Source organism: Wenzhouxiangella marina (genome assembly GCF_001187785.1).
Classification (GTDB): domain Bacteria; phylum Pseudomonadota; class Gammaproteobacteria; order Xanthomonadales; family Wenzhouxiangellaceae; genus Wenzhouxiangella; species Wenzhouxiangella marina.
In genome coordinates this window covers 3,450,506-3,461,536 of record NZ_CP012154.1, presented here as the reverse complement: position 1 = coordinate 3,461,536, position 11,031 = coordinate 3,450,506, and the positions used below count along the sequence as shown (strand labels likewise).

Below are 11,031 nucleotides of genomic sequence, written 5' to 3'. Positions count from 1 at the left end.
CCGAGCGTTACCGAATGGGTCGCATGGCCCATCAGGGACTGGCGATCGGCAGGTCTTCGAAGCTGGCCGAGACGGTCATCGGCAGGCCGGGCACCTCGACCGGCTCGCCGCTGACGAAGTTGTCGCAGCTGACCAGGACGAACTCGAGTTCGCCGCTCATATGGCTGTCGCTGAACGCACTGCGCTGAAAGCGGCCTTCGATCGGGTCGCCGGGGCGGCAGCCCACCCGCAGCATCTGCCCATCGATCTCGATCTCCGTCGAGTACATGGTGTTGTTGCGGATGAAATCGGTGGATTCGCCGGGGCCGCTGTCGGGCATGCCGCTGACCTGGGCGCGAACCATGTGGTTGCCGCCGCGCAGCTCGATCAGGTCGCCGCTGACGAAGCGGGCCCGAGCCCGCGGTGAGCTGCTGTCGAAGCCGCCACCCAGGGTGTCGCTGACGGTGAAGGAACCGCCATCGGCCAGCTGGCTGCCGCCGCTCGCCGCGCTGCTGGACTCTCCGTCGGACGCGCCGCAGGCCACCAGGGTCAGGCCGAGCAGGCCGAGAATTTCATTTCGCATCGTGCTCTCCTCCAGGCTTGTTGACTGCAGTTACGAAATTCTGCAGCGCTGCCTGCCAGAGCTTTTGCGTTCGATCAATTCCTGCAGCGCGGGCGAGGGCGCATACTGGTCGAAACGGCCAACGGAGCGCGCTCATGAACCTGATCGAGACCTTCCCGCCCGACACCCTGCTACGTGTCGCCTGCTGTTCCGAGGCCAATTTCTCCAGCTGGGCCGACCCCAGGGGCTCGGAAGTCGAAGTGGCGCGCATTCTCTACCCGGCACCCCGCACCGCCCATCACGAATCCATCGGCGGCATCTTCCACGCCGGCAACCGTTACTACCTGCAGTGCCTGGAAGGCCCGGTGGAGCACCTGGCCTGGTACCTCGAGCACCTGGAGCAGGACGACCGCCACCAGCGCGTCGAAGTCATCCACCGGGAAGCCATCCAGTCCCAGCGATTCCCTCCGGGCAGCATGCGCTACGTCGGCTCACACAAGGAACTGCAGGCCATCCAGACCCGCCACGGCCTGAGCACCTTCGACCCCTACACCTTCACCCCCGAAGCCCTGGCCGACTTCATCGACCTGGCCTTCGACCGCCCCAGCGATCCCGCCGCGCTGATGGGCGTGCATCGGGATTGAACGTGTAGCGGGATGACGGATGGTGTAGCAGAAATCTGGGTGTTCGGGCTCCTTTGAGCCAGCTCAACTGCTCTGCACATGGGGCCGATACACTTCGGTTCAGTTTCCCCGGACGCTCGATCGTTCAATGAACATTCCCGCCGATCTGCTCCCTTTCTGGCTGATGGTTCCCGCGCTGGTCGTGTTTCTCGGTTTGTTCGCCTGGCAGGTCTGGGGTTCGGGTTGGCAGCTGCTGCTGGTCAATCGTCTCGAATGGGTCTACGTGCTGGCGATCGGATTGCTGACCGGCTTGTGGTGGCTGAAGGCCGAGGCGGTGGCGGGCCTGCAGCTGCACTTTCTGGGCCTGAGCGCCATGGTGCTGGTGTTCGGCTGGCGTCTGTCGATGGTCGGCGGCGCACTGGCACTGGGTCTGCTGACGGCGGCCGGCGTTTACGACTGGTGGGCTCTGGGGGTCAACGGACTGATCACCGTGGCTCTGCCCGTGTTACTCGCCGATCGGCTGCACGCTCTGGTGTATTTCTGGTTCCCGAAGCATTACTTCGTCTACGTGATCGTGGCCGCACACTTCACCTCGATGATCGTCATCGTCGCGACCATGCTCACTGGAGCCCTTCTGCTCTGGCTGCTCGGCGTGTATCCGTGGAGCCGGATCAGCTACGACTACCTTGTCTTCATCCCCGTCGCCATGCTGCCCGAAGGCTTCATCAACGGCGCCATCATGACCATGCTGACCGCGTTCAAGCCGGAGTGGGTCCGATCCTTCGATGACCGGGACTACATCGAAGGCAAATAGATACCCCCAGATCCCCGCTACACCATCCGTCATCCCGGGGTCGGTGTCGCGGGTCCCCGTGCCCCATGACCTGTGGCACAAGCCCCGGACCTGGCCCACTGCTAGCCTGCTGGATCATCGCCCCCGTCAGGACCAACGAGCCGAGCCCATGGACACCTTTCGTCAGAAACCCAAGCCCTTCTTCCTGATCCCCCTGGCGCTGCTGGCCCTGGGCTCCTGCCTGCTCGGCCGCGATGCGCAGGCGGAGACCGGTCTCCCGCCCCGGCCCTTCATGGGCGTGGCGCCAGCGCCGCCGGCCGAGGGTGCGGAGCCGGGCAGCCCGCCGCCGGCGGTGCTGGGACAGGTCCTGCCCGGTGGCACCGGTGCGGCCCTGGGTCTGCAGTCCGGGGACCGTATCTACGCGGTCAACGGCGAGCTGATCGACGACTTTCAGGATCTCGTTCAGACCATCGGCGGGCTCGAGGTCGGCCAGGACATCACCGTCACGGTATTTCGCGGCGAGGCCGATCCATTCCAGTTGACCGGTCCCCTGCAGGGCCGGCCGCGCGAGACGAGCGAGGCCTACGAGGTCATCTACGGCGTCGTCGATTCCGGCCCCAACCGGCTGCGCAGCATCGTCTACCGCCCGCCGGGCGCCACGGCCGAGACGCCGCAGCCCGTCGTCTATTACATCCAGGGTTACACCTGCAGCTCCGTCGACTACGCGGCGGTTCCCGAGCTGACCATGCACCAGATCCTCGTCACCCTGGCCGAGGCCGGTTACGTGGTCTACAAGCAGGAAAAGCCTGGCGTCGGAGACAGCCAGGGCGAGAACTGCGCGGACATCGACTTCGAGTCCGAGCTGGCCGGCTTCCGCGATGGCCTGAAGACCCTGCGCGAACTGCCCTTTGTCGACGCTGAGCAGGTGCACATCTTCGGCCATTCCCTCGGCGGCATCCAGGGCCCCTTGCTGGCCACGGAGCAGTCGGTGGCCTCGATCATGGTCTACGGAGCCGGCATCAAGTCCTGGCGCGATTACATGCTGGATCTGTTCGGCAAGCAGGCTTTGCTCTACGGCACCAGCGAAGAAGAGGCCCTGGCCAACCGCGATACCATCCAGCCCCTGATCGACGCCTGGCTGACCACGGACCGTTCCTGGGACGACATCATGGCCGACCCCGAACTCCAGGCGGGCATCGAGTCCGGCCTGCTGCCGATCCAAGGCGATCGCGTGTTCGGTCGCAACTACCGCTTCTTCCGCGGCCTGAACCGCTACGACCTCGCCGAGGCCTGGGCCAGCATCGACAGCCATGCCCTGGCCATGCACGGATCACTGGACATCCAGGCGATCGATTCGAGCTGGACCGACGCCCTGGTCGAGGCGGCCAGTACCGGGGGCGGGCGCATCGCCGAAGCGGTCATTCTCGAAGGCGCCGAGCACGGCTTCGTCGTCTACGACAGCCGCGAGGAACTGATGGCCGCCATGGCCGACGGCAGCCACAGCGCCATCAACCCGGGCAAACGCTACGACGAGCGCGCCGCCCAGGTGATGCTGGAGTGGCTGGAAAGGATGGGGCAGTAGCACCCTCTCGCACAAAACCACCTACACCATCCGTCATCTGGCGGTATTGCGAAGCGATGCCGTCATCCCGGCCGAAGAGCCGGGACCTAGCGGCTGAAGTGCCCGATCAAAGCCACTGGGCCCCGGGTCTACGCCCGGGGCGACGGAGTTCTACGCGGCTAGTCAAGCTCGAAGCTGGGGTCTCAGTGTCGACCCTCATCAACCCTCGTCGCGAGCATCCAGGGCTTCGCCAAGGTCGGCTCTGAGCGATTCAAAGGCGATCTTGAAGGCCTCGAGCGAGGAGGTCCGCATGGCCGACTTCATCGCGAAGGCGCCACCGAAGAACATCCGTCCACCGCGACCCGGGCCCTCGGCTTCGTAGAGCTCGTCGAGCAGGGTGTTGCCGTTCTCGTCGACCAGACGGGCGTGCATGGTCAGCTTGGCCTTGAAGTCCTCGAACAGGTAGCGCGGCACCGACAGGTGCAGATGCAGCAGGCCGCCGTCGGTGGACGCGGCGTGGGCCAGGCGGTGGCGCTCGAACATCTGCGGCAGTTCGATCTCGGCCACCTGCACCAGCATCACGCCCGGCTCGGCCTCCCAGGAGTGCGCGATCCCGGTCATGAAGGAGCGCACCGGCACCACGCGCGTGCGCTCGGCCTCGCTGATGACGGTCACCAGCGGTTCGCTGCGCAGGTCTTCATCGACCGCGTAGTCCACGTCCTGGAACGCCACCTGGTGGGCGCAGCCCGTGCCCAGAAAGATCAGCAGGGCCATCAGGCCGAGTCGGAAAGTAGAACGGTTCATTGGAATGGGTCTCCCTTTGTGTTCGAAGTTATCGGACACGGGCCGCCGGCGCGGCGCTTCGGAAGCGCTCGCCGGAGATCGGTGTCGATGGAAACGAGAGTGCGGGGAAGACCGCTGCCTACCGGTCAGCTCCAGCCCCCCACACCCAACGCCGTGACGGATTCTAGCAGCCGGACTCGGGCTTCGGCGAATGCATCGGGGCTAGCAATTCAGTCCATCTCGAACAAGGCGACGCGATCTCCCGCGAAGGTCCCCATCCAGATCGATTCACCGATGACGATACCGATCGTCAGATTGCTGAAGGTCTCGATGCGGGGGCCGCGCAGCAGGTCCTCGCCGTCGAAGGTCTCGGGATCGATGGCGCGGACGACGAAGGGCCGGGGGCAGGCGGCGAAGGCGGCCAGATCGAAGACCTCGCCATCCCAGACGTCGCCGCAGACCTCGTCGGACGCGACCAGCCCGGCCGTCAGCATCCGGCCATCGGGCGCCCGTCGCAGATTGTCGGGCACGAAGTCCAGTCGGTCCGAGCGCCGCCGCTCCGCCACCGGTCGCGTGTTGGCGAACTCGATGAATTGCCCGCCGCCCGAAGTCACGACGTAGAAATGCTGGCCATCCTCGGCGATTTCGATGCCGTTGGGGTAGGGCAGCTCGGTGCCTTCCAGGCGGGTCATGCCGGCATCGCCCGGCGCCCAGGCGTAGACGGCACCGGTGGCGGCGCCGGTGATGGCCTCGGGGATGGTCCGACCGGCGTCCAGGGGAATGGTGGCGAGCAGGGAACCGTCGCTGGCCAGGCTGACGCTGTTGGCGGCCAGGGCGCCGGGCGTCAGGATGCAGCCCCGCCATTCCAGCATCGGCTTGGCTGCGGACAGATCGACCGCGTAGATCTCGATGGATTCGCGAGCGCCATGGCCGACCACCGCGAGCGTCAGGGTGCCGTCGTCCAGGCGGCGCAGGCTCAGGCCATGGCTGGCGAAGGCTTCGGCAATCGGTGGCTCGGTGCAGTCGGGGTAGCGTTCCGCATCCAGCGCGGGTGCCAGGAGATCGGCCACGCCCCAGGACCGCGTTTCCGTATCGATCAGGGCGAGGCTGCCGTTCGGAATCGCGCGGCTGGCGATGATCCAGCGCGAGTCCGGCACATGCACCAGGTCTTCGGCATTGACCGGACCGCAGACGAAGTCGATGTCACCGACCGCGCTGCAATCGTCTTCGCTGCCGAAGGCCGGCAGGGTGATGAACCAGAATGCGGATGCCAGCAAAACGAATCGAGACATGTGGAGACCCCTGGATGGATTGAGCCCGGCCGATGCCGAGCGCTCCGAGTATGCCGCCCGACGGTCTTCAGCGGCAACCGACGCCAAGGATGGCCTGAACCCCAATGCGCTATCCCACCCTTGCCTTCATAATCGGCGGCGAGCAATCGCGACCTCACAGGAAGCCCAGATGACCGATCAGCCCGAACCCACTGCCCCGCCTCGGGGCGTCAAGGAAATCACCCTCTTCGATCGCCGCACGGACACCGACACCAGCACCGAAACCGTCACTCTGGAAAGGAAGGGTGACCTCCTCATCGCCGGCCGCGACCTGGGAGAGACGCCGAAGAAGTTCTGGGGCAAGCCGGAGTACGAATACTGGCGCCGCATCGACAAGGCCGACGTCCCCCGCGTGCTGCTCGGACTCATCAAGGAACGCTTCGACTCCCACGCCAGCTTCCAGGAATGGCTCGAGGCCAACGGCATCGACTCGGAATTTCACAGCTGGAATTCCTGAACCCTTGAACGCGCGGGGCCAGGCCCCGGCGGCGGCGGCGCGCTACAATGCCGCCCGCTTTATCTTTCTGGCTCATGGAATGAAAACCCCTGCGCGGCTGCGCTCGCTGGTCGAAGACGGCCTGATCGACGAGGTCCTCCGCCCACTGAAAAGCGGCAAGGAGGCTGACGTCTTCGTTGTCCGCTGTGGCGAGGACAGGCGCTGCGCCAAGATCTTCAAGGAAGCCCGGCACCGCAGCTTCAAGCAGGACGTGATGTACCAGGAAGGCCGCAAGGTGCGAAACAGCCGCCGCGCCCGGGCCCTGTCGAAGCGCTCGAAGTTCGGCCAGCGGGAGCAGGAAGAGCTCTGGGTCAGCGCCGAGGTCGATGCACTCTACAAGCTCTCCGCCGCCGGCGTGCGCGTGCCCCAGCCGCACACCTTCATCGACGGCGTGTTGCTGATGGAGCTGATCACGGCCGAGGACGGCAGCGTCGCACCGCGCCTTGATGACGTCGAGCTCGACGCGGCCACGGCCCGCGACTACCACCAACGCCTGCTCGGCGAGGTCGTCCGCATGCTCCTGGCAGGCCTGATCCATGGTGACCTGTCGGAATTCAATATCCTCGTCGACGCGCAGGGCCCGGTGGTGATCGACCTGCCCCAGGCCGTCAATGCCGCAGCCAACAACTCCGCCGCCATGCTGCTGATCCGCGACGTCGACCGCCTGCGCCACCACTTCGGCCGCTACGAGCCCGCCCTGCTGGAGACGGAATACGGCAAGGAAATCTGGGCCCTTTACGCCGCCGGCCGCCTGCGCCCCGACAGCGAGCTCACCGGCCGCTGCGAGCCCGAGGAAACCGACGTCAACCTGGAACACCTGATGGCCATCATCGACGCCGCCCGCGAAGAAGAGCGCGAGCGCATGGCTGCCGATGAGGCGCCCGACGATCTGGGCGGGTGATTACCCCGCCAAGGCAAACAGCGCGACGCCTGCCAGGTTGTACGCCGAGTGTGCCAGTACACAAGCCAGGTAGGAACGCGTGCGCATCCACAGCCAGCCGAACACCAGGCCGGTGATGCCCAGGATCACCCCGGTCGTCAGGTCCGCGGGAAAGTGTGCGATGGCGAAGACCGTCGAGGCGAGCAACCACCCGGCGATGTCACCGAGGTGGCGGCTGAGCCGCTCCTGCAGCAAGGCACGGAACAGATACTCCTCGACCACGGGTGCGGCCAGGCCGACGACGAAAGCATAGAGCCACAGGTTCAGCTGCTCGATGCCGGCGAACAACCCTTCGTCGAGATCGAGCCAGCCCGAGTTCAGCAACGCGGTGATCGGGATGAAGGTCAGCAATCCGGTAAGAACACCAAGCCCGATTGCGCGAGCGGTGCCAAGGCGAGTCTCCCAATCGAACAAGAGTTTATTGATGCGGCGATTCACGCGAGACAGGCCGAGTGCTAGCGCTAATATCAATAGCGCAGGGACTGCGCCCAAGAGCAGGATCTGTCCGGAGGTTTCGCGCGAAATGAAGTGGGTTGCGATCCCCAGCCTGCAGATGTAGCGCCCTTGTGCCTCCGAATGTTCTCCGATTCGGTCGATTCGTGGTGCCTGCTCCAGCAGGGTCCCAAGCGTGGAAACCCGATAGTGCGAAGCTCTGGCAGTACAGAACGGCTCATCGTTTATCTCCATGCCGCTATCGATTGCCTCCACGCCGATCACGCCATCGATGGTCAGTAGCGCCTGGATCCAATGCTCCTCGGTGAACTGTTCTGACCCAAGTACGGGTTGCGTGCTCAGTTGGACTGTTTGCGAGACATCCATCAGGGTCGAGGAAATCAAGCCCGTCATGTTGACTGCAAACAAAAAGAACCCGAACAGGCTCAAGTCTCGTGCGAGTTGAATTGGCGCTAATTTCCTCATCATCGATCGGGCATTGAATGATCAGCAGAAAAGACGGGCCCGCCTGGGCGGGCCCGATACTTCAATTGCCAGTGATCAGCCACTGGTCAGGGATCGCGAAGGACCCTACGTTCGTCCAGGGCGTACAAGCCATCCAGCCGCCAAGGCAGCTGCCGGGCACCTGCGGAGGAGGGGTGGGCGGCGTCGGTGGAACACTGGGGCGAGGTGGGTTGCAAATGCAGGTATGAGGAAGGCCGCAGTACTCTCCGACAGAGTTGACTCGTGCCCCTCGGCTTCCACAAGCCATGTCACAGGCGGTCTTCAGTGCCATCGCGTTGATAAGACATGAAGCGACCAAAAGAGGAAGGCCTTGTGTCTGGTTCCCGCCTTGTGGGTCATAGCAGATCCCGGTGATCGGATCACATTCACCCCCGCCGCTCAGCGGTCTGGCGGTGAACGAAGTCGCGACGGTCGGAAAGTTGCTGGTTTCGGCGCTGTAGAAGTCCCCCGTATTGGTTGCCGTGTTGAAGTAACCGGAATATGGAATGCTCTGAGCGCTTCCGTCCCAATACTGCAGGTTTATGAACCCCTCCTGGAACTCGCCCCAACTGTTCGTCGGGACCACGTCGATGGAGACTTCATCCCCGAATGCCGCTCCCATGCCCGACATCCCGACGATCAGAACAAAAAGTAATCTTGGTAATTTCATCATCAAACTCCCGTTATGTGTCCTCCCCGCCTAAAGAAACTACACACAAAAAAATCTAAGTCAATAGCCAAAAAGCAAAATACTAAGATTTCCTACAAGATCGAGAGAGTTTTTCCGGACACCGGAGAGCGCACCAACCGAACCCCAACCACCCCCGCATTCCCTACACCATCCGTCATCCCGGACCCGATCAAGCCTGTGCTGAACTTGATTCAGTAGGACCTAGCGGCTTAGAAGCCCGATCAGAACAAAAAACCCCAAGTCATCACCAACCCCACTCACAACAAAACCCTTAATCCCCAATCCTTGCCACAAACCACCGCATCAACCCCCGCTCCCGAAACGACCCCTCCTCGATCATGAACCCCGCTTGCTGCACCGCGGCCACCGTGTCCCGATTCGGATGACAGCCCCCGCTCACCCGGGTCCAGGTCGGCTGGATCCGATCCAGCAGCCAGGCCCAGAACCTCGAGCGCGCCTGCACATGCTCGAGCATCAGCAGCCGCCCATCGGGCTTGAGCACACGCCTGATCTCCGCAAGACCCCGATCCGCGTCCGGCACGCTGCAGAACACCAGCGAGGACACGACGCAGTCGAAGCTGTGATCGGCAAAGGGAATGGCCTCGGCCGAGGCGCAGACGATGCGCGCGCCCTCGCGTCTGCGCTGCGCCCGGTACAGGGATTCGAAATTGATGTCGAAGGCGAACAGCTCGACGTCCTTGGCGTAGTCCGGCAGGCCGCGCCCCGTGCCGCAACCGACCTCCAGCACCCGCCCACGGGCCTCGGCCACAAGCTGACCGCGCCAGCGCTCGATGCCGGGCGCCAGTCGCATCAGGGCGTCATAGAGCCAGGGGATCTGTTCGATGCCTCGCATGGGACCTGCAGGTGGCGATGGTTATTTGATGATAGCGCTGCTGCGCTTTCCCTTTCTGGAACCAGTCAGCGCCGCTCAGAATCATTTTTGACAAACTTTGCCATTGGGGCGATCATCCGGATAGGGTCATCCAGGAAGGAGCAGCACTTGGCGACGATGAACGTATCCATCCCCGAAGAAATGAAGCGCTGGGTGGAAGACCAGCGCAAGACGGGGCGCTTTGGCAACTCCAGTGACTACGTCCGCGACCTGATCCGCCGAGATCAGGAGCGGCAGGCGAAAATTGCCGATCTGCAGGCCCTGGTGAAAGAAGGCGTAGAGAGCGGACCCAGTGAAATGACTATGTCCGATCTGCTGCAAGCTGCCCGAAAGCAAGCGCAGTCCTGATTCCATGGCCTACCGGCTGACGCGTAAAGCGGCCGATGACGTTCTGAATATCTACGCCTTCGGCGCCGAGCGCTTCGGCCCCGAGCAGGCAGATGCCTACCATGCGCTGTTGCAGCGTACCTTCGAATTCCTGGCCGCCAATCCCCATGCCGCGTGGCAGCGAACCGAGTTGACACCGCCCGTTCGGATTCACCCGCTGCAGTCTCATCTGGTGATTTATCTGATCGAGGATGACGGTGAAATTCTGATCATCCGAGTCCGCCACGGGCACGAAGACTGGGCCGATCCGCAGACCGCAGAGTAGTCCGAGCTCAGGCGACAGAGCTTTCAGCTCGACTTCGATCGGATCACGGCATCCCGTCCCAGGCCCGACTCCCTACCTGCCAGGTCAGGGGCAGGCTGTGCTGCCGCTCGCCCCGAGCGGCCAGATAGTGGCCGAACACGTCCTGCGCGCTCACGCGTTGCGTGTCCATCAGCTGGGCGGCGATGCGTTCGATGGTGTTCCAGATCTCGCGCCGCCCCAGCCAGCGGCGGACGCGGTCGCGCTCGTGATTGAAGCGGGCCGGGATGTCCGGGCCGCAGGCCACGCCCTGGGCCTCGACGAATTCGCGCAGCACCTGCAGGCGTTCAGCCAGTCGATCGCAGCGATTCAGATCGCTGGTGCCGCCCATGCTGCGCAGGGGTTTGCCGACGGCCTTGGCCTCGGCCAGAGGGCCGGCCAGCAGGATGCGCAGCTCGGAGAGGTAGCGCGCCAGGCTGTCTTCCCAGGAGGCGCGGGCGTTGCCCGGGCTGGCCATCGGATTGAAGTGATTGGGTCGGTCCTGGGTCACCATCCGCGTCGTACCGAATCCCGGTCGTTCGAAGGAGACACTGGCGCCGACCACGCAGCGTCCTTCCCGCATGGCCGCCAGGGCATGCCCCGCCTCGTGCCAGGCGGTGAGGGTGATCCAGGTTCTGGGTCCGTGTTGTGGCATGACGGCGGCTACGTCTTGCAAAGCGAAGCCAAGTGTGAACGGAGTGCTTCTCAGAAGACGAGAAAGGACAGCGTGCTGTCTGACGTCGGTTAGGATGCCGAGACACCAGAATCGCGAGCCAG

Annotated in this window: 14 protein-coding genes; 7 read left to right on the top strand and 7 right to left on the bottom strand. The window is 64.0% G+C overall.

The window, feature by feature from the left end:
- Window positions 1-31 precede the first annotated feature (31 nt).
- Window positions 32-562 carry a hypothetical protein gene (locus WM2015_RS14530; protein ID WP_049726738.1) on the bottom strand — a complete coding sequence of 177 codons (531 nt, stop codon included), beginning with the start codon at window positions 560-562 and terminating at the stop codon, window positions 32-34.
- Window positions 563-696: 134 nt separating this feature from the next.
- Here WM2015_RS14530 and WM2015_RS14525 point away from each other — a divergent pair, with 134 nt between their 5' ends.
- The 3 genes from WM2015_RS14525 to WM2015_RS14515 all read left to right on the top strand — a co-directional run bounded on the left by WM2015_RS14525 (window position 697) and on the right by WM2015_RS14515 (window position 3,539).
- Window positions 697-1,185 (top strand): BLUF domain-containing protein, encoded by a 489-nt coding sequence (locus tag WM2015_RS14525; RefSeq protein WP_049726737.1) that lies wholly within the window; start codon window positions 697-699, stop codon window positions 1,183-1,185.
- 127 nt (window positions 1,186-1,312) lie between these two features.
- On the top strand, window positions 1,313-1,978 hold the full coding sequence (locus WM2015_RS14520; RefSeq protein WP_049726736.1) for an energy-coupling factor ABC transporter permease: 666 nt from the start codon (window positions 1,313-1,315) through the stop codon (window positions 1,976-1,978).
- A gap of 148 nt (window positions 1,979-2,126) precedes the next feature.
- Window positions 2,127-3,539: an alpha/beta fold hydrolase gene (locus tag WM2015_RS14515; protein WP_049726735.1), complete on the top strand. Its 1,413-nt coding sequence runs from the start codon at window positions 2,127-2,129 to the stop codon at window positions 3,537-3,539.
- Between the two features lie 198 nt (window positions 3,540-3,737).
- Here the strand turns inward: WM2015_RS14515 and WM2015_RS16160 are convergent, their stop codons facing one another.
- Window positions 3,738-4,322 carry a hypothetical protein gene (locus WM2015_RS16160; RefSeq protein ID WP_156201262.1) on the bottom strand — a complete coding sequence of 195 codons (585 nt, stop codon included), beginning with the start codon at window positions 4,320-4,322 and terminating at the stop codon, window positions 3,738-3,740.
- Between the two features lie 209 nt (window positions 4,323-4,531).
- Window positions 4,532-5,593: an SMP-30/gluconolactonase/LRE family protein gene (locus WM2015_RS14505; protein ID WP_049726733.1), complete on the bottom strand. Its 1,062-nt coding sequence runs from the start codon at window positions 5,591-5,593 to the stop codon at window positions 4,532-4,534.
- 19 nt (window positions 5,594-5,612) lie between these two features.
- On the opposite strand from WM2015_RS14505, the gene WM2015_RS14500 reads away from it, so the two are divergent.
- Window positions 5,613-6,089, top strand: coding sequence for a hypothetical protein (locus WM2015_RS14500; RefSeq protein WP_156201260.1), 477 nt, complete (start codon window positions 5,613-5,615; stop codon window positions 6,087-6,089).
- 79 nt (window positions 6,090-6,168) lie between these two features.
- Complete coding sequence (locus WM2015_RS14495) at window positions 6,169-7,029, top strand: PA4780 family RIO1-like protein kinase (RefSeq protein WP_049727111.1); 861 nt, start codon at window positions 6,169-6,171, stop codon at window positions 7,027-7,029.
- Here the strand turns inward: WM2015_RS14495 and WM2015_RS14490 are convergent, their stop codons facing one another.
- From WM2015_RS14490 to WM2015_RS14485, 3 genes are all read right to left on the bottom strand, one after another.
- Entirely contained in the window at window positions 7,030-7,950 is a 921-nt protein-coding gene (locus WM2015_RS14490; RefSeq protein WP_169751199.1) for a CPBP family intramembrane glutamic endopeptidase, read from the bottom strand.
- 97 nt (window positions 7,951-8,047) lie between these two features.
- Window positions 8,048-8,677: a hypothetical protein gene (locus WM2015_RS15965; RefSeq protein WP_156201258.1), complete on the bottom strand. Its 630-nt coding sequence runs from the start codon at window positions 8,675-8,677 to the stop codon at window positions 8,048-8,050.
- A 289-nt stretch (window positions 8,678-8,966) separates the two neighbouring features.
- Window positions 8,967-9,548 (bottom strand): class I SAM-dependent methyltransferase, encoded by a 582-nt coding sequence (locus WM2015_RS14485; protein WP_049726730.1) that lies wholly within the window; start codon window positions 9,546-9,548, stop codon window positions 8,967-8,969.
- Between the two features lie 147 nt (window positions 9,549-9,695).
- On the opposite strand from WM2015_RS14485, the gene WM2015_RS14480 reads away from it, so the two are divergent.
- Entirely contained in the window at window positions 9,696-9,935 is a 240-nt protein-coding gene (locus tag WM2015_RS14480; RefSeq protein ID WP_049727110.1) for a type II toxin-antitoxin system ParD family antitoxin, read from the top strand.
- 4 nt (window positions 9,936-9,939) lie between these two features.
- Window positions 9,940-10,239, top strand: coding sequence for a type II toxin-antitoxin system RelE/ParE family toxin (locus tag WM2015_RS14475; RefSeq protein WP_049726729.1), 300 nt, complete (start codon window positions 9,940-9,942; stop codon window positions 10,237-10,239).
- A gap of 43 nt (window positions 10,240-10,282) precedes the next feature.
- On the opposite strand, the gene WM2015_RS14470 is transcribed toward WM2015_RS14475, so the two are convergent.
- The gene (locus WM2015_RS14470; protein WP_049726728.1) at window positions 10,283-10,909 is read right to left on the bottom strand and encodes a zinc metalloprotease; all 627 of its coding nucleotides are present in this window, start codon (window positions 10,907-10,909) and stop codon (window positions 10,283-10,285) included.
- Window positions 10,910-11,031 lie beyond the last annotated feature (122 nt).